The organism is Nocardioides sp. Iso805N, assembly GCF_000364605.1.
In the GTDB taxonomy this organism is placed as follows: Bacteria; Actinomycetota; Actinomycetes; order Propionibacteriales; family Nocardioidaceae; genus Nocardioides.
The window spans coordinates 152,348-177,214 of sequence record NZ_KB822576.1; the positions used below are offsets into that span (position 1 = coordinate 152,348).

Below are 24,867 nucleotides of genomic sequence, written 5' to 3' on the forward strand. Positions count from 1 at the left end.
CACGGTCGAGCCATCACTGCCCGAGGGCCGAGATTCTTAAACAACGCGACCTGCCGAACCTTGTTGACGCGTCAGTAGGGCGGGAATCGAAGCCCTCTGCCAAGATACGGACCACGGTGAGCTCCTTACCGTGCAACTCCTGCGACGAAGGATGACAAGACGTGTCGTCACAACCCGAGAACGACTGGATCGACCTGCTCCGCGACAGTCGGGACGAGGTGATCCCCGCCTGGACGAGCGTCGTCGAGGCGACCCTCGCCGGCCGTATGACGACGAGCGAGCTGACCAACGACATCCGCGAGATCTTCGACGGGCTGACGGCCGGCGACGGCCGCGGCAGCGACATCCGCGCAGCGGCGTACGACGGGCTGCGCGCGCTCGTCGCCGACCTCGGCCGCACCCGTGCTCGCCAGGGCTTCTCCCCCACCGAGGCCGCTGTGAGCATCTTCGCGCTCAAGACCGCCGTGCTCGAGCTGCTCGAGAACCGCGCCGACCTCGCCGCCTACCAGGCGTTCGCCAAGCTCTCGCGGTTCGTGGACGATCTCGGGCTCTACATGTTCGAGACCTATGCGAGCGCCCGCGAGACGGTCATCGCCCAGCAGGCCGAGTCCCTGCTCGAGCTCTCCACGCCCGTCGTGAAGCTGTGGGACGGCATCGTGGCGCTGCCCCTCGTCGGCACCCTCGACTCCGCCCGCACCCAGGTGGTGATGGAGGCGCTGCTGCAAGCGCTGGTCGACACCGGCTCCGAGCACGCGATCATCGACATCACCGGCGTCGCCGCGGTCGACACCCAGGTCGCGCAGCACCTGCTCAAGACGGTCCAGGCCGCCCGCCTGCTCGGTGCCGAGTGCATCGTGTCCGGCATCCGGCCGCAGATCGCCCAGACGGTGGTGGCGCTCGGCATCGAGTTCGGTGACATCCACACCAAGGCCAGCCTGTCCGACGCGATGCTGCTGGCGATGCGCCGCTCCGGTCTCGACGTCGTCAGCAGGGCCTGATGGAGCGCATCCCGATCCTGCGGATCGGCAACATGCTGCTGGTCTCCATCCAGGTGGACCTGCAGGACCACACCGCGCTGATGCTGCAGGACGACCTGAGCAACAGGATCGTGGAGACCGGCGCCAAGGGTGTCCTGATCGACATCTCCGCACTGGAGATCGTGGACAGCTTCATCGGTCGGATGATCTCCACCACCGCAGCAGTGTCCCGGGTGCTCGACGCGGAGACCGTCGTGGTCGGCATGCAGCCGGCGGTGGCGATCACCCTGGTCGAACTCGGCCTGACGCTGTCGGGGGTGCGCACCGCGCTCGACGTGGACCGGGGAATCCGGCTGCTGAGCCGCGGCATCGACGACCGCGCCCGCGGAGGGGACGTGATCCGCGATGACTACCTCGCCGAGTGAGGCGAGCACCGTCATCGAGGTACGCGCCGACTCCGATGTCGTGCGCGTGCGACAGTCCGTGCGCGACTTCGCGATGGCGGCGAAGCTCTCACTCGTCGACCAGACGAAGCTGGTGACGGCCGCCAGCGAGCTCGCCCGCAACACGCTGGTCTACGGCGGCGGCGGCGAGGCACGTGTCCGGATCCTCGAGCGCACCGGTGTGGCCGGTGTCGAGGTGGTCTTCGCCGACGAAGGCCCTGGCATCCCGGATGTCGACCTGGCCCTCACCGACGGGTGGACCAGCGGCGGCGGCCTGGGTCTGGGCCTGTCCGGCACCCGGCGGCTCGTCGACGACTTCGAGCTCGACACAGCGGCGGGCGAGGGCACCCGGATCAGCATCGTCAAGTGGAGGCGATGAGGATGGTCGGGCTCTACGACGCCACCGGCGACATCTGGTGGCACGTCGGAGAGAGCGCGGCCGTCCCCGCCGTACGCCGTGCCGCGGCTGTCCTGGCCACTGAGCTGGGCTTCGCGCCGGAGCGGGTGGCGGAGGCCGGCATCGTCGTCACCGAGCTCGCCACCAACCTGGTCAAGCACGCTGCGGGCGGCGAGATCGCCTTGCGCACCCTCGGCAAGGGCGACGGCGCGGCTCTGCGGGTGCTGGCGATCGACGGGGGTCCCGGCAGCCGCAACATCGATGCGCTGATCTCCGACGGCGCCTCCACCCGAGGCACGCTCGGCATCGGCCTGGGCGCCTGCAAGCGACTCTCGTCGGCCTTCGACATCTACTCCGTGCCCGCGATGGGCACGATCGCCGAGGCCGTCATCGGCCGCGATGGCGGCAGCGGCCCAGCCGCGCCGAACCGAGACGGGACGTCCGTCGCAGATCTCAGCCGGCCGTTGACCGGCGAAGGTCCGTGCGGCGACACCGCGGCCCACCGGGTCAGCGGTGGGATCCATGTCACCATGGTCGCCGACGGTCTCGGTCACGGTCCCCTGGCAGCCGAAGCGTCCCGCCGCGCGGCGGAGGTGCTGATGGCGTTGGAGGCCGTCTCGCCCGCCGCGGTGCTGGAGCGAATCCATGCCGCCCTCGGCGGTACGCGCGGCGCGGCGGTCACGGTGATCAGCTACGACCCGGCAGCGCAGCGCCTCGTGCATGCCGGCATCGGGAACGTCGCAGCCCGCATCATCGGACCGAGCACCAGCCGCACCCTGCCTCCGCAGCCCGGCATCGCCGGCCATCGCTCACCGCGCCTGCGCGAGACGACGTACGCGGTCGAGCCGGCGACAGCGGTGCTCATGCACAGCGACGGGCTCTCCCACCGGTGGTCGGTCGACGACGTTCCCGGCGTGCTGGCCCATGCGCCGGCCGTCATCTGCGCCGCTCTCTTCCGCGCGGCCGCCAGCCGACGCGACGACGCCGGCGTCCTCGTCCTGCGGACGCCTTCATGATCGCCACGCCGCTCGCCGAGGTCACGCTGCGCACCGAGGACGACCTCTTCGTCGCTCGCCAGCTCGGCCGCGAGTGCGCGGTCGGCCTGGGTCTCGACCGACTCGATGCCCTCCGCATGGCGACGGCCATCAGCGAGCTCGGTCGCGAGGTCGTCGCCTCCGGCGGGGGCACCGTGGTCCTCGGTGTGCGCGGCGCGATGCTGCAGGTGCGCATGCACGCCGACGGGGTACCGGACCAGTGGCCAGCTTCGGTCGCCGCAGCCTCCCGGCTCGTCGACGAGCAGTTCCCCTACGACGTCGCGCGCGGCGTGGGTCTGACCCTGGAGAAGTCCATCCCCTCGCCCGTCCCCGACGCCCACGTCCTCAAGCGCTTGCGCGGGCAGCTCCTCGCCCAGAACCCTGCCTCACCGGCCGAGGAGCTGCGCGAGCAGAACCGCGACCTGCTCAACGCGTTGGAGGAGCTGCGGGCCCAGAGCCGCGAGCTCGAGGTGGTCAACAACGAGCTCGAGGAGACCAACCGCGGGGTGATGGCGCTCTACGCCGAGCTGTCCGCGGAGCTGGATCGAACCAACCAGGGCGTGGTCGCGCTCTACGCCGAGATCGACGACAAGAACCTCCAGCTGCGCCAGGCCAGCGAGGCCAAGACCCGCTTCCTGCGCAGCATCAGCCACGAGCTGCGCACGCCCGTCAACTCCATCCTCGGCCTCACCGGCCTGCTCCTGGACCCCCACCAGACCGACCGGCTGAGCGCCGAGCACACCGAGCAGGTGCAGTACGTGCGCACCAGCGCGGGTGATCTGCAGCGCCTCGTCGAGGAGCTGCTCGACCTGGCCAAGGCCGAGTCAGGTCGACTGGAGCCCACCATGTCGGCGACCTCGCTGGAGGCACTGCTCGGCGAGCTGCGCGGCGTGATCGAGCCGATCCTGCGCCCGGACGTCACGCTCAAGGTCGAGCTCGACGGCGTCGACGTGATCAGCACCGACCCTGACCTGCTGCGACACGTGCTCCGCAACCTGCTCAGCAACGCCGCGAAGTTCACCTCGTCGGGGTCGGTCCGGCTCAGCGCGCGCGCCGAGGAGCAGGACCTGCTCTTCGAGGTCAGCGACACCGGCGTCGGCATCGCCGAGGACGACCTCGCCCACATCTTCGAGGAGTTCTACCAGGCCACCTCGCCCCTGCATGCCAGTGCCAAGGGCACGGGTCTGGGACTGCCGTTCGCCCAGGTGGTGGCGACAGCGCTCGGCGGGCACATCGAGGTGACGAGCGTCGTCGGCGAGGGCAGCTGCTTCTCGCTGCGGCTGCCGGTCGGCGGCAGCCATGCCTGAACGGCTGCCGTTGGTGCTGGTCTGCGACGACACCCCCGCCAAGCGCTACGTGATCTCCAGCTGGCTGCGCCGCAGCGGCTACCGGATCGTGGAGACCGACACCGCTGCCGAGGCGCGGCGGATCCTCGCCGAGCAGGACATCGACCTCGCGGTCCTCGACGTACACCTGCCTGACGGGAGCGGCCTGGACATCACCCGCGACCTGCGTCACGACCCGGAGCACTCGGGCATCCCGGTCGTGCACGTCTCCGCCGTCGCGATGGAGACGCTCGACCGGGTGGCCGGCCTGGACAGCGGGGCGGACGCGTACCTGGTCGATCCGATCGAGCCGCAGGAGTTGCTCTCGACCATCCGCACGCTGCTGCGCTCCTCCGGCGCGCGGCGAGACGCGGAGGAGCTGGCCAGTCGGATGAGCCGACTCAACCGTGCGGCCGTGCGGCTCAACATCGCCGCCACCACGGCGCGGCTCACCGATGGCGTCGCCCGGGCCGCGGCCGAGGTGCTGGACGAGCCGGCGGTCGCCGTCCTGCTCGACGCGCAGGTCGCGCACCGATCCGCCGCAGCGCCCGGCGGCACCGTCGACGTCAACGGCCCGCTCTCCCGTGACGGGCTCGCCGAGCTCCTAGCCGGCCTCGATGCCACCGACACGGTCTGTCCGCGCGAGGAGACCTGGTCGACATTCCTCCCGACGCTCCGTGAGGAGCTGTGGCGGGTCTGCCCGATCGTCGTGTACGACGAGCGCGTCGGGCTGGTGGCGGTCCCGGCGACATCGGGTGAGGACGGCAACGACCTCCTCCTCGAGCGCCTCGCCCAACTGGCCTCGGTGGCCTTCGACAACCTGCGGACGCTGGAACGCGAGCACCGCACCGCGGTGCTGCTCCAGCGCAGCCTCCTGCCCGCGAGCCTGCCCGAGCCGGACGGCGTCACGATCGCGGCCCGGTACCGCGCCTCCGAGCGCCATGCCGAGGTCGGCGGCGACTTCTTCGACGCCTTCGAGGTCGGCGGCAACCTGTTCGTGGCGATCGGCGATGTGCAGGGGCACTCGCTGGAGGCCGCCGTGGTGATGGCACAGCTGCGCTACTCCCTGCGCGCCTACGCCTACGACGACTACGGCCCGGCCGAGATCATGCGCCGGATCGACCGGGTGCTGGTGCGCAACGTGCCCGGCGTGATCGCCACCGCTTGCATCGGCATGATCGATGCCGATCGGCGCACCATGCAGGTGGTCAGCGCCGGGCACCCGCCGATCATCGTGGTCCGGGGCGGCGAGGCCGAGCTGGTCTCGTTCAGGGGCGTGCTCCTCGGGCTGGACTCGACCCACACCGAGCACGTCGTGGAGCTGGAGCCGGGCGATCGGCTGCTGCTGTTCACCGACGGTCTCGTCGAACGCCGCGACGTACCGCTGGACGCGAGTCTCGAGGAGGTCTCGGCGTTCCTGGCAACCCTCGCCGACTGCGCCACCGAGACGATCGCCGACCGGCTGCTGGCCAGGTTCGGGGCCAGCGACGACGACGTCGCGCTGCTGGTCGTCGGTCTCGACGAGGCCACCGACTCGCCCACCTAGACGTCCGTCTCTCGGGCCGTCCCGAATGTGAGGTGTGGCAGGAGATGCGCTAGTGTTCAGCAACGTCGCGGGTGATTGGCGCAGTGGTAGCGCGCTTCGTTCACACCGAAGAGGTCACTGGTTCGAACCCAGTATCACCCACCGCAACGAAAGGCCCCCTGACCTGCAGAAATGGTCAGGGGGCCTTTCGCATTTCGTCAACGCGATTCGCTCAAGCCTTCCCTTGTGCGCCCCTCGGGCGGTGAACGGCAGATGCGTGATCTTCGGACCTCCGGCGTCATCGATCCGGTCCGCCAGATTCCGCAGCAGCCGCGCGCCCCAGGCCCTCATCGACGCCCCCTACGACGACGAGCACGCCGACGGCCGTCGTACGCCGTGCACATCGCCGAGCGCCGGGCAGCGCGATCTCATGATGCCGACGGCGATGCGCACAGTACTCCTCGGGGAACCGCTCCAGCGCCGCGAAGAACCCCGAGGGATCGAAGGTCGACTTCACCCGCTTAATCCGCTCAGCCACGACCATCACCGCCGTGCCCCTGAACAGGCATGGAGGGCGACACGGTCGGCATGACGAGCCGAACCGTGGGTGAACGGCTCGGATGACTCAGCGATGTGACCCAGGGCGGGGCTGGGGACGACCATGCCCGCCGTCCCTCACCGTCGCATCACGCCTCATCCCTTGTTGCGTCAGGAGCCAAGGCCGTCAGTTCGGCGGCGGCGCGCAGCAGCGTCGTGTGGAGGACCGAGGCGGCCGTCTCCCGTTCGTCGGCGGGGATGTCGCCCCACACGCGTCCGGTGATCTCGGCGACGTGTCCGTGGACGCGTTGGTAGAGCTCGTGGCCGGTGCGCGAGACCGAAGTCGTGCCCGCATCGTCGATCTCCACGAGCCCACTCTCGATCAGGCTCGTCAGCACCGCGGCACCCGCGCGCGGGGAGATCTTGAGGCTCGCGGCCACCCGCTCTGCCGCAGCGGTCGCCGGTGCTGCGCCCTGGTTCACGGTGACGGTCAGGGCCACCCACTGGGGCTCGGTGACGCCGCTTCCCGTGAGCAGACGGTCGAGGATCGCCGATAGCGTCTTCTCGGTCTGACCGATCAGACGAGTGCCGTAGAGGGTTTCGTCAGTCATCCCGTTGTCCCTTCAGATTATGTTGGTGCGACCAACAATAACATCGTTGGTCGCACCAACAAGATCCGATCGCGGCGACGGCGGGGGATGCGGTCACCCGCAGCCGACCGGAGACGAGGTGCTCGACATGTACGACGCGCGTCTCCGCAGGTCAGCGACCTAAGGGCCGCATCTCGCTACCTTGTGCAGCGCCACCAGCGCCGCCACGAGAGGGAGAAATATGCCCCGGTCATCGATGACGAGGCCAGCCGCTACGCCGGTTGAGCGTTGGGAGCGCCATACAGAGGTTCCGCTGATCCTCCTAGCTCTGGCGTTCCTCGTCGCCTACGCATGGCCGGTGCTGGATCCCCGCATCGACCACGAGCTGCGTGGATTCCTCTCGGTCGTGTCGTGGACGGTGTGGGTGGCGTTCGCGGTGGACTTCGCCATCCGGCTCAGCCTGGCCGGCGACCGGAAGCGCTACGCGGTGGCGCACTGGTACGACGTCGCCTTGGTCGCGCTGCCGGTGCTCCGCCCCCTGCGGCTGCTGCGGTTGCTGGCGCTGGTGCGGATCCTGGACCGCTCGGCCGCCCGGAACCTCGCCGGGCGGGTGCTGATCTACGTCTCCGGCGCGGCCACGCTCGCGGTGTTCCTGGGAGCGCTCGCGGTGCTCGACGCCGAGCAGGATGCACACGGCGCGAACATCACGACCTTCGGGGATGCGCTGTGGTGGGCCGCCACCACGGTGACGACCGTCGGCTACGGCGATCACTACCCGGTGACCACCCAAGGGCGGCTTGTCGCCGTGGTGCTGATGCTGATCGGGATCGGTGTGGTTGGCGCGGTCACCGCCTCGGTGGCGACGTGGATCCTGGGGCGGGTCGCCGACGAACGAGCAGAGCAGGCGAGGGAGGACGGACGGTGACCCGACCGGTCCCACCGGCAACGGCCACGTAGGGAGCATCAGTTTCAAGTTCGCTGCGGGCATCGAGGGGCCGGATTGCAGCACGCCGTGCGCCGGCCGCAGAAGGCGGCTATTGCGTCATGCGGTGGACGCCCAGGTGCTTGGTGTGCCGGTTGCGGTCCAGCGTCGCGATATGGAGGCGCCGACCGACGGCGTCATCGCCTGTGTGTCCGCGCTTCCATGCCGCGTAGGCGAGCCGTAGGCGGCCGTGCGTGTCGACGAAGGCGTCTGCGCCTCCGGGGCCGGAGATCTTGCCTCGGGAGGCCAGGAGCGGGCCCTTGCGCGGCTTGGTGCATGGGCCCGCGAGGGAGGCGCAGATGGCGTACCCGGTGGCGTAGTGCCCGGTCTGGTAGCGGTTGGCGGAGTAGAACAGGTACAGCGTGCCCTGGTAGCGAATCATCGACGGGTTCTCCATGATGACGCCTTCCCATTTCTGGGTGAAGCTGAGCAGATTGTGCCGGTGGCTGCCCCTCGCCCATCCGGTGCCGGCACGGTTTAGGCGCCTGATGGCGAGCTGTGCGCGCCGTTGGTGAGGGATCCCCTCGGCGGCCCACACCAGGTAGGCGTGGTGGGTTTGTGGGTCGACGAACACGTCGGGGTCGATCACCCCGAACGGCGTGGACGGGTCGCACAGCAGTGGCTTGCTACGTGCGCGGTACGGTCCGGCGGGGTCGGAGGAGACGGCCAGCCCGATGCAGGAGTCCCGCCGATCACCAGAGGTGGTCCGGGTGGCCGCGGAGAACGCGGCGACGTACGTGTGCTTGTGCACGCGTGCCAGCGACGGGGCCCACTGCGAGATCCGCTCCACGTTCTCTCGCCTGGAGAAGCTCGCAGCCCACGAAGGTGCCTTCGTCAGAGCCTCGTTGTAGCTGCGCCAACTGGAGTAGTCGAAGTAGTTCGGCAACGCGGCTCTGGGACGCCACCGCTTGAGGTCCGTGCTGGTCATCAACGGCAGGTTGAGGTTCGACTGGGTGGTGGAGGCGGCATAGTAGGTGTTGCCGACCCGCATCACGGTCGGGTCGGCGAACCCGCCCTGGTAGTTCGTGATGGCTGGGGAGAACGACCGGCTCGTGCTGTACCGGATCTGCTTTCGAGCCATCCAAGTGGGCACCCGGACCGGCGCGGTCGTCGTCGGGGCGAGGACCCAGCTCACTCCGTGGGAGGCCGGCCGGACCGTGCGGGTCGGCGTGCTAGCCGGGGTGAAGGTCAACGGTGCCGTAGCCGGGACGGCGATCACCCCGGAGAAGGCGCCGGCGGCGTTGGCACGCAGGGTCGCGGCCGGGATCGATGCTCCTCCCTCGAGAACCGTGACCTGTCCTTGCGGATAGGTGCCTCGGGTGCCGTTGTCGTGCTCGGCGTACAAGGTGCCGGTGACGCGGACGTGAGCTCGGTGGTCCCCCGAGACGCCGTACGGCGCAGAGACGGTCACTCCCGAGACCCAGACCTTGCAGGCCCGGTAGGTGAGGTTGAACGAGTGCGAGTAGCCCTCGCCGCTGACCTCGATCGCGCTGACCGGGCGCGTCAGGGTGCGAGACACCCGGCCGTCGTTCGCGGTGGCTGCGACGATGTGGCCGGCCTTGACGCCGCGGGAGTACCAGTCGAGCGCGTAGGGGCTGTGGCTGAGCGCTTCGCCGGTGGCCCGGTTACGGAACTGTACGTCGATGCTCGTTGCCTGCGGGCACACGCTGATCGTGCTCGTTCCCCCGTTCGCTGCGGCGACGGTAGCGCCGTCGACGGAGACAGAGACCACGGTCGGGTTCGTCCCTGCGTCGGCAGGTCGGCTCTCGACGCTGGTGAGGATCACGAAGGTGGTCACCAAGACGGTGAGGCAGATGAGGCTTGCGGTGCAGAGGCGGCGTAAACGGGCGTGCGAATGAGAGCTGGTCACGTATCTCGAGCTGTTGCGGGCTCGGGGCGTGCCGAGCTGATGGACGGTCGGGTGCGCTGGCCCTGTTAGGGCCCTCGCGAACGGCCCCGCAGTGCCGGCACCGTCGAAACGTCGGTGCGCCGCGGTGGACTACGGCCTGCTTGTACCCGGAAGCGCAAGCGACCGCGGCCCGTCGGTGCCGCCACGCGGGACAGTATCAAGGACCAAGGTCCCGACACGGTTTGGTGCGGCCGGGCGAGTCGGCGCCGAGCTCCGCCGCACCGTCTCCTACCGCGTCAAGCGATTCGACGAGATCAGCGGGCGCGACGTGGCTCATCGCCGCTGGGAGCCGCGACCGTCGATGACGGTCGCGGCTCCCGATGTTCAGGTCATGATTGTCCGAGTACGGCGTCACAGCCGCCCGAAAGGCCGTGGCGTGGCGTACCCGAAGGTGCCGTTCTCCGCGAAGGCGCTCACACCGAAGGTCGCGTTGAGTGCACCGGCGGCCGTGCTGGTCAGCGTCAGGCGCACCAGGCCGAGGTCCGGACGGTCGGAGCGTCGGATCTTGAACAGGTCGACACGACCGACGTTCCCAACGGTGCCCGCCACGACGCCACTGACGCGGAGCCGGCTGAGGTCGATGGTGAAGTCGGACAACGAGATCGTCGCCGGCCCAGCCGTCAGGCTGATGCCTCCGGAATGCCGGATCTGCAGAGCAGAGAACCGGTAACCGGTGATCGGGAACCGGGCTGCGAGAGTCCCCTTGTAGGGGAACGCGGTTGCGCCGCCGACAGGAGCCGGCGTGATTCCTGCGGAGGCGACCAGGGCGTAGACGGGCGGGGCGACAACCACCTGGGTGTAGCCCACCCGGGACTGCTGACCCCAGTGGGCGTGGGCGTGGGCGTGGGCGCCGTGCGCGGCTGCCGGCGTCGTGGAGGTGGCGACAAGACCGGTGACGGCGATCAAGCTGACCGCCACCGCTGCAAGAACTCGTTTCATGAGAATCCCTCCGAGATCGGCCGGCGATTCCGGCCCTCACTCGTTACTTCGCGTCTCAGCCGTGCTCCGGATGCATGTGGCGCTAGTAACGTCCGCGCAGCACCGATGTCGCCGAGTGCCCGGGATCGCCATCGTCGGACTCCAGGCTGATATCGACTGCGCTGTAGGCGGCAACGGTCGCGTCGGTGACGTTGAACGAGCTTCCGTGGGGCCCGACCTGACCCAACGGCAGCATCTTCTGGGTTGTCGGATCGAGTAGCCACGCGTAGTAGAAGTGACCGCCGCGGATCGCCGGCAGGTCGGTGGTGCGGATCCGCATCAGCGTGCGGCCGCCTGCCTCGCCGTACATCTTCACCGTGCCGGACACCGCGGGGTTGCCGCGCTCAACAGGCGCGAGTCGAGCAACGGCCAACGGCTGCGACGACGGCCGGGACGATGTCGAGTGCTCGGTGACCGCAGCCGTCACCACGCCGCCCAGCACCAGCCCGATCAGAGCAGCGCCCGCAACCAGGAGCACCGTCCAGGGTCGGCGTGGGTGCGGCAGTGCCATCGGCCGCAGGGTCGGCTCCGGCGCGCCGGTTGCCAGGACCCGCGAGCTGCGGCGCAGCAACGCATGTCCCACCACGGTCTGTCTCAGCTCGTCCTGGCACGCCCGGCAGCCGCCGAGGTGGTCACCGGCAGCAAGGATCTCGACGTTGTCGACCTCCCCGGTGAGCAGACCGAACAGGTCCGGGTGGCCCTCATCAGAGACCATCGGACTGACTCCTTCCGGCATGCTCGGCACCGATCAGGTCGGCGAGGTGACGGGTTCCTCTCGAGGCGCGGGACTTGATCGTCCCGAGGGGAACATCGAGGCGGCTTGCGATCTCGCGCTGCGTCAGGTCGGCGAAGTACGCCAGCTCGAGCACCTTCCTCTCGTGTTCAGGCAGCCGTGCGAGCGCGGCACGGACCTCGGCCGCGTCGGCATACCTGGCTGCGGTCTCTCGCCCGTCCTCGCCGACCAGGTCGCGGATCGTGTCAACATCCACGACGTGGTCGTGCCGGCGTCGTACCGTGTCGACCGCCCGGTGGTGGGCGATGGTGAACAGCCAGCTGCTGAGGCGCTGCTGCGGGTCGTAGCGTCCAGCGCTGCGCCAGACATCGAGGAAGGTCCGCTGCAGCACGTCCTCGGCGTCGTCCACCCCCACGAACCGGCGGAGGTAGGTCAACAGCGCCGGCCCGTAGACCGTGTAGACGTCGTCCAGGGCAGACGACTCACGGCGTGCGAGCCGCATGCCGAGCGCCTGGTCGGTGTCCACACCTCTTCTTCGGTGCGAACAGCAGAATCGGTTGCCGAGCTGGTCGCATCCGTCCGAAGTCTCCGACGTACTGGCACGGAGGTCACCGATGCCCTGCGACCACCCTCACCAAGGACCGAGAGCATCGGGGTGGGAACTCACGCCGATGATCTCCCCTGTCAGCCCGTCGATCAACTGGGCGCCGTCGCCGGCCGAGCGTACGGCGCGCAGCGCGACCGCGCGACGGTCGAACGACTCAGGCTCCGCGCTGCGGTCAGGCCCGGCGACGATCCAGCGCCGGGGCGGACGCTCTGCCCGCGCGGGCCGCCCCGGTTCCGGCTCGCGGTCGACCGCATCGACATACCCACCGCTGAGCGCCTCGGCCAGGCGAGCAGCTCGCACCGGTCCGATGCCGGGATGGCGAAGCAGACCGGCGGGAGCGGCCGCTGCGATCGCCGCCACACTGCCATAGGCGGCGAGCAGGCTGCGGGCCATCGTCGGGCTGATGCCCGGCACGACGGAGAGCATCACCTCGGCTTGTGCCGACGGATGGCGTGGAGCCCGGCGCGGGCCCTCGCTGCGGACGGTCGGCGCGACGCGACGCGCCCGCTTGGCGAGTCGGACGATCCACGCAGCGCTGTCCTCCGCGTCCAGGCTGTGCAACACGGTGAACCCGTCCTCCACCAATCGACAGACCGCTCCACGCCAGGCATCCTCGGCTATCCCCCGAGGCTCGCCCTCGACCATCAGCACCGCCTGAGGGAACGCCGACTGCAACCGCACGGCCTGATCGAAGATCCGCCCATCCCGGATCGAGGCGCCCAGATCATGCGGGCCCTTGCGCTCAACCGCCAGCCCAGGACCCAGCACGTAGTCCCCGACCGGGAGATCAGTCAGTCGGACGTCGAGGCCGGCAGCCACGAGCGCGTGGGGAATCGCACTGCCCCGTTCGCGGTAGTCGACCAACACAGGACCCGTCTCGACCACGCCACGACGGTACCCGCCACCTTCGCGGCAACTCGTCGGAACCGGCGTCAAGACGCACCCCTGTGGGTACATCGTCTCGCCACGATGCCCCGGACGCCGGAAGGACCTCCCCCATGGACGAGCTCGACAACATCGCCGCCGACCCCCTCGGATCACCCGCACCCGGTTCAGCCCAGGTCTCGACCGCGCTCGGGCTCCTCGGCGACCTCCTCACCACCGCTCCCGCGAAGACCCAGCTCTGGGAACGGCGGGACCACGGCAACGGCCTGCCGTACCGCCTGTGGGATGCGCTGCCGATCGTGCACGCCCTCGCCGCCGACCACCTCATCACCGAGGCCGAGGCCGTCCACGCCGTCCAGGCAGCCGTCCGTCAGATCAAGACCGACGACGACGTCATCGACATCCTCTCCGAGCGCCTCGCCGAGCTCGGGGTCGAGAGCCTCAAGGACTTCATGGGCCGCACCATCGAGCTCGAGACCCATCATCCGCTCAACCTCGGCGCCTACGCGCTCAGTGTCGTCGACTCCGATGCCATGCAGGCCGCCTACGCACGCACCGCCACCGCCCTGCGCGAACGGTCGCTCCCCGCTCAGCCGACCGCAGCCTGACAACGTCCGCCGACGTCCGCCGACGTCCGCCGAGCTTGTCGAGGCGCCTCGACAAGCTCGGCGGCCGGAGCTCGGCAGCCGGAGCTGCGGGCATCAGTCGACTCCGTACTGCCACTCGCAACCCGTACGTCGGCAGCGTCGTCGCCGGCTAGTCCATCGGTCGCAGGGTACTGGTATCCGTGGTCGACGAATCCTCTCCCCGGCTTCGGCGGGTGACGGTTGCATCCGTCCCTGCCTCCCACGTGTACGTACGACATGTTGCCGCCGAGGACGATGACGGCGTACGCCGCCTCGCCGATCCGGACCCGTCGAGTCCCGGACGCTCCACCGAGCAGACGTGGTGGCCGCCGGTGATGCTTCAGAAGGGGTGGGCGACCTCGCATGACTTCGACGTGTTCCACGTCCAGTTCGGCTTCGATGCGTGGGACCCGCACGCGCTGCGCGAGTTGGCCGCGGAGCTGGCCGCACGGCACAAGCCCCTGATCTACACCGTGCACGATCTACGCAATCCGCACCACCAGGATCGCAGGCTGCACGACGCCCAGCTGGACGTGCTGGTGCCCGCAGCGGACACGGTGATCACCTTGACCGCGGGCGCCGCCGCCGAGATCCGGCGGCGCTGGGACCGCGATGCCGTCGTCCTGCCCCACCCCCACGTGGTGCCCTTGGACCGGACGAGGCGACGCGCCCTCGCCAGTCCGAATCAGGAGCCCTTCCGCATCGGCCTGCACGTCAAGAGCCTGCGTGCGAGCATGGCTCCCTTGCGTCTGCTGCCTCAGCTGATCGCCACCGTACGGGCACTTCCACATGCGGTCTTGCAGGTCAACGGCCACCGCGACGTACTGGACGACGAAGGCCCGCGGCGCGATCCGGCACTGGCCGACTACCTGCACGCGGCCGCCGCGCGTGGTGATCTCGACCTGAGGGTGCATGACTTCATGTCCGACACCGAGCTGTGGGACTACCTGGAGTCCCTGGACGTATCGGTGCTGCCCTACCGCTTCGGCACGCACTCAGGGTGGTTGGAGGCATGTCTCGACCTCGGGACCGCCGTCGTCGCCCCCGACTGCGGCTACTACGCCGATCAGGGCGCGACGGCGATCTTCCACCACACCGAGGACTCCTACGATCCGACCTCACTCGATCGCGCTCTGCGGCACGCCTACGAGGTCGGCGCCCCGGGGCCCACACCGGTCGGCGAGCGTCGCCGGCAGCGCGCCTGGCTCGCTGAAGCGCACCGCCGGATCTACCACGAAGCGTTGGGCGGAGTGCGGACATGACGCCGCTGCGCATCTGCCTGATCGCCTCCAGCAGGTTCCCGATCTGCGAGCCCTTCGCAGGCGGGATGGAGGCCCACACCCACGCACTGGCGCGCGAACTCATCCGACGCGGGCACGACATCACCTTGTACGCCGCGGCGGGCACCGATCCGAGCCTGGGGGCGCGCACTCTCGAGGTCGCGAGCTTCGCCGCCAGCACGCAGGCGCGTGCCGACGTCGCTGTCTCCTCCGACGGCTGGATGGAGGACCACCACGCCTACCTCGCGCTGCTGCTGGACCTCTCCCGCGAGGCGCCGAGCACGTTCGACATCATCCACAACAACAGCCTGCATCACCTTCCGATCGCGATGGCCGCCGCGGTGCCGGTGCCGATGGTGACCACGTTGCACACGCCGCCGGTGGCGTGGCTGGAGTCGGCACTCCGCTTCGCTCCGTCCCACAGCCGATTCGTCGCTGTCAGCGACCATGTCGGCCGGGCCTGGCGGCACGTCGTCTCATCGCGCACGATCGCCAACGGCGTGGACACCGACCTGTGGGCACCGGGCCCCGGAGGTGGCGGGGCCGTCTGGTCGGGGCGGATCGTGCCCGAGAAGGCGCCGCACCTCGCGATCGACGCTGCCCGGGCGGCCGGTCTGGCCATCGAGCTGGCTGGTCCGGTCTTCGACCACGCGTACTTCGCCGACCACATCGAGCCGCGGCTGGGTGGCGACGTACGCCTTCTCGGGCATCTGAGCCAGCGCGAGCTGGCCACGGTGGTGGGCCGCGCGCGGGTCGCCATCGTCACGCCGGCCTGGGACGAGCCGTACGGACTGGTCGCAGCCGAGGCGATGTCGTGCGGCACTCCTGTCGCGGCGATCCGACGCGGCGCGATGAGCGAAGTGGTCGGGAAGACCGCGGGACGGCTGGCGGAGCCCGGCGACGTACCGGGGTTGGCACGTGCTGTTCTCGAGGCCGCGGCGCTGAGCCGCAACGAGGTCCGGGCGTGGGCATGCCGGCATCACGGCCTGAGCCGGATGGTGGACGAGTACGAGGACTTCTATCGCACGGTGAGACTCCGGGGCGCTGCGTGATCGGCTGGTACGTCCATCACCAGGGTGCCGGCCACCTCCACCGTGCCCGAGCGGTGCAGCGCGTCCTCGATCTGCCGGCGACGGTCCTCTCCTCCCTGCCGCGCCCCGAAGACTGGACCGGCGAGTGGGTGCAGCTGGAACGCGATGACGGCGATCCGGCGCGAGAACCCGATGCGGGTGGGCGGCTGCACTGGGCGCCGCTGCACCAGAGGGGGCTGACGACGCGAATGGCGCAGATCTCCGCATGGCTCGGGTCGGCGCGACCCACGCTGCTGGTCTGCGACGTGTCGGTGGAGGTGTGCCTGCTTGCCCGGTTGCACGGCATCCCGGTCCTGGTCGTCGCGATGCCCGGTGTCCGCTCCGATCCCGCCCACCTGCTCGGGTACGACGTCGCAACCAGCGTGGTCGGCTGCTGGCCGGTCCAGGCTCGCGGCCTGTTCGAAAGCTCCCCCGCCGTGGCCGGCCGACTTCGGCTCGTGGGTGGACTCTCGCGGTTCTCTGTCGTTCGACCTGAGCCTCGCCGTCCCGGTCCCCCACGGGTGAGCGTGCTGCTCGGCACGGGAGGCAGCGACATCGACGAGGTGATGATCGACCAGGCGCGGACCCGGTCCGCAGGCTGGGACTGGACGATCATGGGTCGGCATGTTCGGCAATGGCACGCGGACCCGTCCGAGAGCTTGCGGCACGCGGACGTCGTGATCACGCAGGCCGGCCAGAACGCGGTGGCCGAGGTGGCGGCCGCTCGGCGTCCCGCGATCGTCATCCCGGCCCGGCGCCCGCACGACGAGCAGCTACGGACGGCGGCGGCCCTCGAGCAAGGTCCGTGGCCTGTCTCCGTCCGAGCGGAGTGGCCGCTGCAGGACTGGGCCTCGCTCCTGCACACCACCGCTGCCCTCGACGGCGAGGCCTGGGCGAGCTGGTGCGACGGGCTGGCCGCGAGCAGGTTCGCCGCGATCGTGGAGGAGCTCGCCGCTCGCTTCCCGGACCCGAGCCCATGAGCACCGCGGTCGTCACCATCGCCCATGGGCGCCACCAGCACCTCCTCGCCCAGCAGCACTCGCTGCTCGCCGGCTCGCTCGTCCCGGAGATCTACGTGGTGGTCGCGATGGACGACCCGAGGATCGCAGACGGCCTCAGCTCCGGCCTGCGGCCCGACGTCGTACACCTCCCGGCGGATCCGCGTGGCCTTCCCCTCGCGGCCGCGCGCAACGCCGGCGCCGAGCGTGCCCTCGACTCGGGCGCGGAGATCGTCATCATGCTCGACGTGGACTGCCTGGCCGGGCACGACCTGGTCGACGGGTATGCGGAGGTCGCCTCGACCCACCCGACCGCGGTGTGGTCGGGTCCGGTGACCTACCTGCCAGCCGAGCCACGCGGCTATCGCCTCATCGACCTCGATGCCTACGACGCGCCCCATGCGGCGCGGCCGGCACCGGAGCCAGGCGAGGTGGTCCTAGACGCTTCACCCGACCTCTTCTGGTCGCTGTCCTTCGGGCTCCATCGCCGCGCTTGGACGCAGGCGGGCGGCTTCTGCGAGGGCTACGTGGGGTACGGCGGCGAGGACACCGACTTCGGGCACACGGCTCTGGCTCGCGGCCTGAGGCTGGGCTGGGCCGGGACGCCACGGGCCTATCACCAGTACCATTCCACCGCCGACCCGCCCTACCAGCACCTCGACGACATCCTCCGCAACGGACGCCTCTTCCGCTCCCGCTGGGGCCGGTGGCCCATGCAGGGCTGGTTGGACGCGTTCGCCCGCGGCGGCCTCATCGAGTGCCGCGAAGGCGACTGGGTCCGCACGGAGACCCGGTCGACCTCGCCGCACGCGGCCCCCTAGAACGCACGTCGCGAAGGAAATCCGCAACCGGCGCGCGCCCGGGACGCGTAGGACGGAGAACGGCACGAAGCCTCGGGACCCCGCTCGCTGCGTGAGGGCGGACGTCCCGAGGCTTCGTCGCCTCTCGCAGATCAGGCGGTGATGGCCGTCGGAGACTCCGTGCGGCTCTCGGGGTCGTGCGTGATCTCGATCTTGCGGGGCTTCGCCCGCTCGGCGACCGGCACCACCAGCCGCAGAACGCCGTCGGCGTACCCGGCCTCGATGCGATCCAAGTCGAGGTTGTCGCCGAGCACGAGCTGGCGGCTGAACGCACCGCGGGGGCGCTCGGCCGCCAGCGACTCCCAGTCGCCGTTGCGAGCCACGCGCTCCGCGCGGACCGTGAGCACGTTGCGCTCGACGTCGAGGTCGATGCTGTCACGGGCCACGCCGGGCAGGTCGAACTCGATGACGAAGCGGTCGCCCTCTCGCCATGCGTCCATCGGCATGACCGCGGGGCGGTTGGTCGTACCGAAGACCTGCTGAGCCACGCGGTCGAGGTCACGGAACGGGTCGGTCGTACGGATCAGCATCACATGTCCTCCTGGTTCGTGAGGGCCGAGGTTCGGAGCCCCCGGATCTGTATTGACGGTTATAGGTTTTATATAGTCGAGGAGTGAACCGCGGTCAAGAGAGGCTTGATGCACGTCGTCGTGGGGTGTTCGCCATCTCAGTGGCTGCGGAGATGGTCTCCATGGAGATCCAGAACCTGCGCGTCTACGAGCGCCGGGGGCTGGTCGCACCCGACCGCTCCCCCGGCGGCTCGCGGCTCTACAGCCCCGACGACATCGACCGGCTGCACCGCGTCCGCGAACTCCTCGCCGAGGGCCTCAACCTCGTCGGCATCGCCCGTGTCATGGCCCTCGAGGAGCGGATCGAGATCCTCGAGGCACGGCTTCGCCGTCGCGGCCGACCGGATACGCCAGGCTGACGGTGCGACACGTGGCACGCCATCGAAGCATCGGCCAGGGCGACCTTCTGGCGGACCTTGAGTCCCGCTGCCACAGCCGTACGGGTCCGAGCCACCAGGCCGGTGGTGACGCGGACACGGCTGACCTCGCCGTCGGCGTACACCTCCACCGCACCATCGCAACCGCCGACGTCGGCACGCTGAGGACGTGCGTGGACGAGCCGAGGACGACGTCGATCGCGGCCCCTGTCAGGAGGTCGAGGTCCTCCTGGTCCAGAGCCACGGTCACCGGGTACGTCGAGGAGCCCGACGTATCTGCGGGGCACCTTGCCGACCAGCGTGACGGCGGTGGTGCTGGGAGCGACCACCGCCTTGCTGCAGATCGGGAGCCCTTTGCCTTCCGGTCGCGTCCGCTGTGCTGCACAATGTAAATCGCGTTACACCACAACTGGGCGGTCCAATGACCACGAACCACAGGGCATCTCTGGCGGCGTTCATCGCCGTCGCTCTGGCCTGCGTGGTCGCCTTCCACATCCCGCTGAACTACAGCCCCACCCATCCGGTTCCGCACCTGCCCCGACCCGGCTGGCACCTCATCGCGGGCGCTGAGCTCCTCCCGGCACAGCTCGTCGTCGCAGGGTCGTCCCTCGCGCATGCCGTGAAGGAGGACGTCAGCGAGCCGAGCGAGCCGTCGGTCGCGACGGTCTCCTCCGCAAGCGCGAGCTCGGCGGTCGTCGAGGCGGTGGCGACCCAGGCGCACGCCGGCGGCACCACCACCACCGCCGCCAGCACGACGGCGAAGCATCAGCAGGCGCACACAAGCCCCACCCAGAAGCCTCCCTCGAAGCACCCGCATACCAAGAACCCGCATACCAAGAACCCGCACACCAAGAACCCGCCCGTGGCTCCTGTGACGACGCCGCCGGTGACGGCACCCACCCCGCCGACAGGTACGGGGACGGGTGGCACGGGTAGTGGCACGGGCAACGGCACGGGTAGCGGCACGGGGACGGGCGGATCCGGTAGCGCCGGGTCCGGTGACGGCTACGGGAACGGCTACGGCGGCGGCCATCCCTCGGTGGCGCATGCCGCGACCTACCCGACCGCGTATCCGGGGCACTACTCCGGCTACTACTCCGGCTACGCCTCGAACGCCTACGCCGCCCGCACGCGGTTCGGTTCGTGGCCCTCGCCCACGCATGGCAGCACGGACCGGTCCAGAGCACCGCGACCCCGGTACGACGCCGCGCCCGGTCACCACGCCGGCACCGGCCAGCGCCATCGTTGCGATCGCGGCACGGGAGATGGCGCCCGCACGGCCGGGCGCCACGCGCGTCGCTGAGTGCTGATCTCGCCCCTGACCTGGGCGAACGTTGCTCATCCACGGTGCTGCGCTGACCACAGCGAGGCTCAGGCGACCCCTTCGCGCCCATCTGGTCTATGCAACCAGGACCGTCCCGGCGTACCCCTGGACGCTCACGCGCGTTGATACCTGTGGAGACGGTCTTCGGGATGGTCCGATCCACGACCAGAGTCACTTTCCCGAAACCGGCGTCATGGGGGACGGCACAGACCGTCTCAAGTTCGTTACCAGCGACAAGGAGCGAGAACGATGACTCAGCAGCCAACCACTCCGGTGCTCTTCCAGGACATCACCCTGGCCTGCGTCGACCCGTGGGGCCGCAACGTCGACGTGCCGACCACCCTGGGCTTCTGCTCGCACGACCCCTATGCGGTCACGATGACGTTCCACTCCAGCGCCGGCGACGTCGACTGGGTCCTCGCTCGGACGCTGCTGCTGCGTGGTCTGGCAGCCCCGGCCGGCGAGGGTGACGTCAAGGTCTACCCGAGCATCGACGACGACGCCCGTGCGGTCGCGGTGCTCGACTTCTCCTCCCCCGACGGCCGGCTGGTCGCCCAGGCCTCCACGCACGAGCTCCAGACGTTCCTCTCGCGGACCTTCGCGGCCGTTCCGATCGGCACCGAGAGCGATCACCTCGACCTGGACAGCCTCATCGCGGACCTGCTCCGATCCGTCGAGTAGCCAACGCGTCGGCGGCGCCTGTCAGCGTCGTCAACCCCCGAGAAGCTCCGACTCCTTGCTTCGCCAGACCTCCCGTACCGCCCGCGTGATCGGTCCGTACGGGAGGTCTTTCCCGTCCCAGCCGAGCACGGCCTGCGCATCGCGCAGCGTGGAGGCGAGGAAGACCTCGCTGGCCTGCTCCGCGACGACCTCGATCGGCTCGTTGACCTCGACCCCGCCGTACCACTCCAGGATCAGCGCTCGTGTGACGCCGGCCAGGCAGCCGCTGGCGAGCGTCGGGGTGCGGAGCTCGCCGTCGACGACGTAGAAGACGTTCGTCCCGGTGCCCTCGCACAGGTGACCCCGCGTGTTGGCGAAGACCGCCTCGCTGGCGCCCTGCCGGTGAGCCTCGGCCAGTGCCACCACGTTCTCGGCGTACGACGTGGTCTTCAGGCCGGCCAGCGCTCCTCGCTCGTTGCGCGGCCAGGGCACGGTGATCACGCGCGTGGTCTCGGCGAACGCCGGCACCTCGCTGACAGCGACGATGACGGTCGGCGCGGCGTCGCCACGACCCGAGCCGAGCGGCGCGGGGCCACCGGTGACGGTGATCCGGATGCGGCCCAACCCGATCGGTTCGCTGTCCAGTACGGCGCGAACGCCCTCGCGCAGCGCAGCGTCGTCGACCGGACCGATGCCCAGCCCGGCGGCAGAGCGCTGCAGCCGCTCAAGGTGCCGGGTCAGGGCGAACGCCTGCCCGTCGACCACCTTGATCGCCTCGAACACGGCGTCGCCCACCGTCAGGCCATGGTCGAAGACGCTGACGGCCGGGGCGGTGGGGTCGTCGAGGAGCTTTCCGTCGATCCAGGCGCGCATGGACCGACCCTAGCGGGATAGTCCCGGACGGAATGGCTGGGTCACCGGCCAATCAGGGGACCACTTCGTCCAGGACTACCTGGGCTCCGCGCGTAGCCGGGTCACCTGTCCCCACCAGAGCGCGAGGGTCGAGACTCAGAGCACCACCCAGGCCGCGGCGTACCCATCGGTGAGCAGTTCGCCGGTGAGCCAGTCGGCCTCGAGCACGTCCATGTCGACCGCCCGGTCCAGCCCCTCCCCGGTGGCCTTGACCCACGCCTCCTTGCGCGTCCACAACCTGGTGAAGGCGGCGCCGGGGTCGGGCTGGCGCGCAATCCAGGACTGCTCGCGGGCTGTCAGCGTCCCGGCAGGTACGCCGTCGCCGCGGTAGGGCTCGACGTCGATCCCGCAGGCACCCCCGGCCGCGACGGCCGCGACGACCCCGCGGGCATGGCTGAGGCTGACATGCACATCCGGCAGCCCCGCGATGCTGGGTCGGCCGTGGTCCGCACCGCCGCAGCTCGGACACTGCTGCGCCAGCACCAACCGCTCGGGAGCCACACCGGCGAGCTCTGACGCGACCAGCCGGACCAGGACATGGGCCGCCAGGTAGGCCTCGCGATCGGCCGTCCGGACGAGGCGCTCGTGGCGTCGGGCCTCGGCGCTTGTCAGGAGCCGGAGGTCCCCCGGCACGTCGGCGACACCGCGCACCTGGACGACTGGCTCGCTCACGGCTGGCAGTCTCTCAGATGTCGAGTCATGGCTCCGTCCGGGACGAGTCGGGCCTCCGTCCCGGACCGTGCGGCCTTGGCGCGGTGCTGCGGATGAGCGAGTACTACGAGGCGATCTTCCTGCCGCTGGTGAGGAAGGAATGAAATGCAGATCGGCCCCGCAACTGCGGGGCCGATCTGCATGGTGGTGGACGATACTGGGTTTGAACCAGTGACCTCTTCCGTGTCAAGGAAGCGCGCTACCGCTGCGCCAATCGTCCGGGTCTTTATGAAATTCTAGCGGGTTGGAGGTGGGTACGGGATTTGAACCCGTGTACACGGATTTGCAGTCCGTTGCCTCGCCTCTCGGCCAACCCACCGCGGAGGCTGTGCACCTCAGAGCGGACGACGAGGCTCGAACTCGCGACCTCAACCTTGGCAAGGTTGCGCTCTACCAACTGAGCTACGTCCGCACATCCCCTCGGTTCGGTGCTTTCCCTTGCGGTCCAGCCCCTCGCCTCGGCGACGTCGAGAACATTAGCCGAGTCACCATGCGGTGCCAAATCGGGGGTCACTCGCGTGTCATTCACTCGTCATGCGCGTGTTTCCGGGCCGCTTCTGCGCCTTACCTGTCTAGCCAGCCACGCCCGGGTTTGCCGATTCCGTGAGACAGCGGTCACCTCAGCGCTACCTTTCGCATGGCCCTTGTCCCCACAACAGGGTGAGTCAAAGTCGGAGCTGCCCCCGGACGCGTGTCCAGCCCGGGGGCAGCTCCCGGCGCGCTAGCCTCGGCCGGTGACAGCGCCCCAGCCATCCGCCACGATGCCTGCCGATCTGCTCGCTCACGCACGGGCCGCCAAGGGATTCATGCCGCCCGACGAGGGCGATCTGCTCTTCCGGTACGCCGTCGAACGGCTCTCGCACGGCCCCGCCCTCGAGGTCGGCACCTACTGCGGGAAGTCGGCGGTCTACCTCGGCGCCGCCGCGCAGCGAGCCGGTGGTGAAGCGGTCGTCTTCACGGTCGACCACCACCGCGGCTCCGAGGAGAACCAGGCCGGCTGGGAGCACCACGACGGCTCCCTGGTCGACGAGGAGATCGGGCTGATGGACACGCTGCCGGTCTTCCGGCGTACGGTCCGGGCGGCCGGGCTCGAGGAACAGGTCATCGCCGTGGTCGGTCGCTCCCGCGCGGTCAGCCGCTGGTGGACAACCCCGCTCAGCCTGCTGTTCATCGACGGCGGCCACGGCGAGCAGCCCGCGCGGGACGACTACGAGGGCTGGACCCCGCACGTCATGCCGGGCGGCCTGCTGGTGATCCACGACGTGTTTCCCGATCCCGCCGAGGGCGGGCGCCCGCCGTACGAGCTGATCTACCTGCCGGCGCTGGCGAGCGGTCGCTTCGAGGAGATCGAGGCCCTCGGGTCGATGCGGGTGCTGCGCCGGGTGTGAGACGGCACCCCGGGCGGAATCGGCGCCGTCAGCGCGAGGAGAACGGTGACTCGACGCTGCCGCAGCCGCACTCCAACCCGATCTCGGCGAAGTCGGGGGCGAGGGAGGAGCCGCGCATGATGCCGGAGCCGGCGGTCGCAGCGCCGTACCGCTCCCCCAACGCGTCCACCGCTAGCAGCACCGCGGCGGCGGTGTAAGTGGTCTGCTCGTGCGGCCAGTACACGTCGGGGTTGTCGTTGTCGTAGTCCGGATCGCCGTAGACCCAGCCGGTCCAGTAGGCGCCGCTCTCGTGCCGCAGGTGCTGCATGTCGGCCAGCAGCTGCCGACCACGCTCAGGCTGGCCGACAGCATCCAGCGCCATCACCAGCTCGCAGGTCTCCGCGCCCGTCACCCAGGGGTTGGTGTCGACGCAGCGGATCCCCAGGCCCGGTACTACGAAGTCCCGCCAGCGGCTCGCCAGCAGCGCATGCGCCGCCTCGCCGCGGACCGCACCGCCCAGCACCGGGTAGTACCAGTCCATCGAGTACGTCGACTTGTCCGCGAACAGGTCCCGGTGCGCGCGCAGCGCGTGTCCGAGCCGCCCACCGGCCAGCTCCCACTCGGGCTGCGGGTCGTCGAGCAGGTCGGCCAGCGCCACGCCGGCTCGCAGCGCGTGATAGATCGAGGAGCACCCGGTGAGCAGGCAGAAGTCGTCCACCGGCGTCCACCGGATGCCGCCCCACCCCTGCTGCAGCCCGACCACCCAGTCCAGGCCCGAGCGGACACTGGGCCACAGCTCCTCCACGAAGCCGCGGTCACGACGGATCAGCCAGTGATGCCAGAGCCCGACCGCGAAGTAGGCCGACATGTTCACCTCGCCGCGGGGATCCTCGATCTCGCCGCCGACGATCTTCATCGGCCAGGAGCCGTCGGACCGCTGCAGGGTGGGCACCCACAGCAACGCGTGCTCGGCGGCCGCCACCTCACCGCCGACCAGCATCGCCATCGCGGCCTCGACGTGGTTCCAGATGTCGACGTGCTCCCCTGGCGCCCACGGGATCGCCCCGGACGGCTCCTGCATGGCGACCAGGGTCGCGGCGGTGGCGCGCACCTGGTCGGCGCTCAGGACGCCCTCGACGTACGGGATGGGCGGGATGGGCGGGACGGGCGGGACGTTGCTCGGCGTCATGC

General features: G+C 69.9%; 27 protein-coding genes and 4 tRNA genes. 17 read left to right on the plus strand and 14 right to left on the minus strand.

Annotation, left to right across the window (positions count from 1 at the left end; genetic code table 11):
• Positions 1-161 precede the first annotated feature (161 nt).
• The 7 genes from H036_RS0104965 (at position 162) to H036_RS0104995 (ending at position 5,863) form a co-directional block, all read left to right on the plus strand.
• Positions 162-998, plus strand: coding sequence for an STAS domain-containing protein (locus tag H036_RS0104965; RefSeq protein WP_017933677.1), 837 nt, complete (start codon positions 162-164; stop codon positions 996-998).
• A complete protein-coding gene (locus H036_RS21855) occupies positions 998-1,402 on the plus strand; it encodes an STAS domain-containing protein (RefSeq protein WP_017933678.1) in 405 nt (134 codons plus the stop codon). The genes H036_RS0104965 and H036_RS21855 overlap by 1 nt, the downstream gene beginning before the upstream one ends.
• Positions 1,383-1,799: an anti-sigma regulatory factor gene (locus tag H036_RS0104975; protein WP_017933679.1), complete on the plus strand. Its 417-nt coding sequence runs from the start codon at positions 1,383-1,385 to the stop codon at positions 1,797-1,799. Before H036_RS21855 ends, H036_RS0104975 begins: the two co-directional genes overlap by 20 nt.
• The gene (locus H036_RS0104980; protein WP_026145795.1) at positions 1,796-2,833 is read left to right on the plus strand and encodes a SpoIIE family protein phosphatase; all 1,038 of its coding nucleotides are present in this window, start codon (positions 1,796-1,798) and stop codon (positions 2,831-2,833) included. The genes H036_RS0104975 and H036_RS0104980 overlap by 4 nt, the downstream gene beginning before the upstream one ends.
• A complete protein-coding gene (locus H036_RS0104985; RefSeq protein ID WP_017933681.1) occupies positions 2,830-4,158 on the plus strand; it encodes an ATP-binding protein in 1,329 nt (442 codons plus the stop codon). Before H036_RS0104980 ends, H036_RS0104985 begins: the two co-directional genes overlap by 4 nt.
• The gene (locus H036_RS21860) at positions 4,151-5,722 is read left to right on the plus strand and encodes a fused response regulator/phosphatase (protein WP_017933682.1); all 1,572 of its coding nucleotides are present in this window, start codon (positions 4,151-4,153) and stop codon (positions 5,720-5,722) included. The genes H036_RS0104985 and H036_RS21860 overlap by 8 nt, the downstream gene beginning before the upstream one ends.
• Positions 5,723-5,791: 69 nt before the next feature.
• A tRNA-Val gene (locus H036_RS0104995) sits at positions 5,792-5,863 on the plus strand.
• A gap of 136 nt (positions 5,864-5,999) precedes the next feature.
• Here the strand turns inward: H036_RS0104995 and H036_RS25260 are convergent.
• Together H036_RS25260 and H036_RS21865 are read right to left on the minus strand one after the other, a co-directional pair.
• A complete protein-coding gene (locus tag H036_RS25260; RefSeq protein ID WP_157417067.1) occupies positions 6,000-6,239 on the minus strand; it encodes a hypothetical protein in 240 nt (79 codons plus the stop codon).
• 148 nt (positions 6,240-6,387) lie between these two features.
• Positions 6,388-6,849 (minus strand): hypothetical protein, encoded by a 462-nt coding sequence (locus H036_RS21865; protein ID WP_017933683.1) that lies wholly within the window; start codon positions 6,847-6,849, stop codon positions 6,388-6,390.
• Between the two features lie 337 nt (positions 6,850-7,186).
• Here H036_RS21865 and H036_RS21870 point away from each other — a divergent pair, with 337 nt between their 5' ends.
• A complete protein-coding gene (locus H036_RS21870; protein ID WP_017933684.1) occupies positions 7,187-7,753 on the plus strand; it encodes a potassium channel family protein in 567 nt (188 codons plus the stop codon).
• Between the two features lie 109 nt (positions 7,754-7,862).
• Here H036_RS21870 and H036_RS21875 read toward each other — a convergent pair whose 3' ends face one another.
• The 5 genes from H036_RS21875 to H036_RS0105030 all read right to left on the minus strand — a co-directional run bounded on the left by H036_RS21875 (position 7,863) and on the right by H036_RS0105030 (position 12,922).
• Positions 7,863-9,608: a glycoside hydrolase family 43 protein gene (locus H036_RS21875; protein WP_036487489.1), complete on the minus strand. Its 1,746-nt coding sequence runs from the start codon at positions 9,606-9,608 to the stop codon at positions 7,863-7,865.
• 462 nt (positions 9,609-10,070) lie between these two features.
• On the minus strand, positions 10,071-10,658 hold the full coding sequence (locus tag H036_RS0105015; protein ID WP_157417069.1) for a hypothetical protein: 588 nt from the start codon (positions 10,656-10,658) through the stop codon (positions 10,071-10,073).
• Positions 10,659-10,740: 82 nt separating this feature from the next.
• On the minus strand, positions 10,741-11,412 hold the full coding sequence (locus H036_RS0105020; protein ID WP_017933686.1) for an anti-sigma factor: 672 nt from the start codon (positions 11,410-11,412) through the stop codon (positions 10,741-10,743).
• On the minus strand, positions 11,402-11,956 hold the full coding sequence (locus H036_RS21880; protein ID WP_017933687.1) for an RNA polymerase sigma factor: 555 nt from the start codon (positions 11,954-11,956) through the stop codon (positions 11,402-11,404). Before H036_RS21880 ends, H036_RS0105020 begins: the two co-directional genes overlap by 11 nt.
• A 105-nt stretch (positions 11,957-12,061) precedes the next feature.
• Positions 12,062-12,922 (minus strand): ERCC4 domain-containing protein, encoded by an 861-nt coding sequence (locus H036_RS0105030; protein WP_017933688.1) that lies wholly within the window; start codon positions 12,920-12,922, stop codon positions 12,062-12,064.
• 113 nt (positions 12,923-13,035) lie between these two features.
• Between H036_RS0105030 and H036_RS0105035 the strand changes: the two genes are divergently transcribed.
• The 5 genes from H036_RS0105035 to H036_RS21885 all read left to right on the plus strand — a co-directional run bounded on the left by H036_RS0105035 (position 13,036) and on the right by H036_RS21885 (position 17,717).
• The gene (locus H036_RS0105035) at positions 13,036-13,530 is read left to right on the plus strand and encodes a hypothetical protein (protein ID WP_017933689.1); all 495 of its coding nucleotides are present in this window, start codon (positions 13,036-13,038) and stop codon (positions 13,528-13,530) included.
• 212 nt (positions 13,531-13,742) lie between these two features.
• Positions 13,743-14,810: a glycosyltransferase gene (locus tag H036_RS0105040; protein ID WP_026145797.1), complete on the plus strand. Its 1,068-nt coding sequence runs from the start codon at positions 13,743-13,745 to the stop codon at positions 14,808-14,810.
• Positions 14,807-15,880 carry a glycosyltransferase gene (locus H036_RS0105045; RefSeq protein WP_017933691.1) on the plus strand — a complete coding sequence of 358 codons (1,074 nt, stop codon included), beginning with the start codon at positions 14,807-14,809 and terminating at the stop codon, positions 15,878-15,880. Before H036_RS0105040 ends, H036_RS0105045 begins: the two co-directional genes overlap by 4 nt.
• The gene (locus H036_RS0105050) at positions 15,877-16,878 is read left to right on the plus strand and encodes a glycosyltransferase (RefSeq protein ID WP_017933692.1); all 1,002 of its coding nucleotides are present in this window, start codon (positions 15,877-15,879) and stop codon (positions 16,876-16,878) included. Before H036_RS0105045 ends, H036_RS0105050 begins: the two co-directional genes overlap by 4 nt.
• Positions 16,875-17,717 carry a glycosyltransferase family 2 protein gene (locus H036_RS21885; protein WP_017933693.1) on the plus strand — a complete coding sequence of 281 codons (843 nt, stop codon included), beginning with the start codon at positions 16,875-16,877 and terminating at the stop codon, positions 17,715-17,717. Before H036_RS0105050 ends, H036_RS21885 begins: the two co-directional genes overlap by 4 nt.
• 131 nt (positions 17,718-17,848) lie before the next feature.
• On the opposite strand, the gene H036_RS0105060 is transcribed toward H036_RS21885, so the two are convergent.
• Positions 17,849-18,286 carry an Hsp20/alpha crystallin family protein gene (locus tag H036_RS0105060; RefSeq protein WP_017933694.1) on the minus strand — a complete coding sequence of 146 codons (438 nt, stop codon included), beginning with the start codon at positions 18,284-18,286 and terminating at the stop codon, positions 17,849-17,851.
• Positions 18,287-18,426: 140 nt separating this feature from the next.
• Between H036_RS0105060 and H036_RS0105065 the strand changes: the two genes are divergently transcribed.
• The 3 genes from H036_RS0105065 (at position 18,427) to H036_RS0105080 (ending at position 20,707) form a co-directional block, all read left to right on the plus strand.
• Positions 18,427-18,684: a MerR family transcriptional regulator gene (locus H036_RS0105065; protein WP_269745915.1), complete on the plus strand. Its 258-nt coding sequence runs from the start codon at positions 18,427-18,429 to the stop codon at positions 18,682-18,684.
• A gap of 439 nt (positions 18,685-19,123) precedes the next feature.
• Complete coding sequence (locus H036_RS0105075) at positions 19,124-20,005, plus strand: hypothetical protein (protein WP_017933697.1); 882 nt, start codon at positions 19,124-19,126, stop codon at positions 20,003-20,005.
• Between the two features lie 270 nt (positions 20,006-20,275).
• Entirely contained in the window at positions 20,276-20,707 is a 432-nt protein-coding gene (locus tag H036_RS0105080) for an SsgA family sporulation/cell division regulator (RefSeq protein ID WP_157417071.1), read from the plus strand.
• 30 nt (positions 20,708-20,737) lie between these two features.
• On the opposite strand, the gene H036_RS0105085 is transcribed toward H036_RS0105080, so the two are convergent.
• The 5 genes from H036_RS0105085 to H036_RS0105110 form a co-directional block, all read right to left on the minus strand.
• Positions 20,738-21,559: an aminotransferase class IV gene (locus tag H036_RS0105085; RefSeq protein ID WP_017933699.1), complete on the minus strand. Its 822-nt coding sequence runs from the start codon at positions 21,557-21,559 to the stop codon at positions 20,738-20,740.
• Positions 21,560-21,694: 135 nt separating this feature from the next.
• A complete protein-coding gene (locus tag H036_RS21890) occupies positions 21,695-22,270 on the minus strand; it encodes a 4'-phosphopantetheinyl transferase family protein (RefSeq protein ID WP_017933700.1) in 576 nt (191 codons plus the stop codon).
• Positions 22,271-22,454: 184 nt separating this feature from the next.
• A tRNA-Val gene (locus H036_RS0105100) sits at positions 22,455-22,529 on the minus strand.
• A gap of 25 nt (positions 22,530-22,554) precedes the next feature.
• Positions 22,555-22,628 (minus strand) — tRNA-Cys (locus H036_RS0105105).
• 20 nt (positions 22,629-22,648) lie between these two features.
• Positions 22,649-22,721 (minus strand) — tRNA-Gly (locus H036_RS0105110).
• A 322-nt stretch (positions 22,722-23,043) separates the two neighbouring features.
• Between H036_RS0105110 and H036_RS0105115 the strand changes: the two genes are divergently transcribed.
• The gene (locus H036_RS0105115; RefSeq protein ID WP_232421807.1) at positions 23,044-23,697 is read left to right on the plus strand and encodes a class I SAM-dependent methyltransferase; all 654 of its coding nucleotides are present in this window, start codon (positions 23,044-23,046) and stop codon (positions 23,695-23,697) included.
• A 28-nt stretch (positions 23,698-23,725) separates the two neighbouring features.
• Here H036_RS0105115 and H036_RS0105120 read toward each other — a convergent pair whose 3' ends face one another.
• A complete protein-coding gene (locus tag H036_RS0105120; RefSeq protein WP_017933703.1) occupies positions 23,726-24,865 on the minus strand; it encodes a hypothetical protein in 1,140 nt (379 codons plus the stop codon).
• Positions 24,866-24,867: the final 2 nt, after the last annotated feature.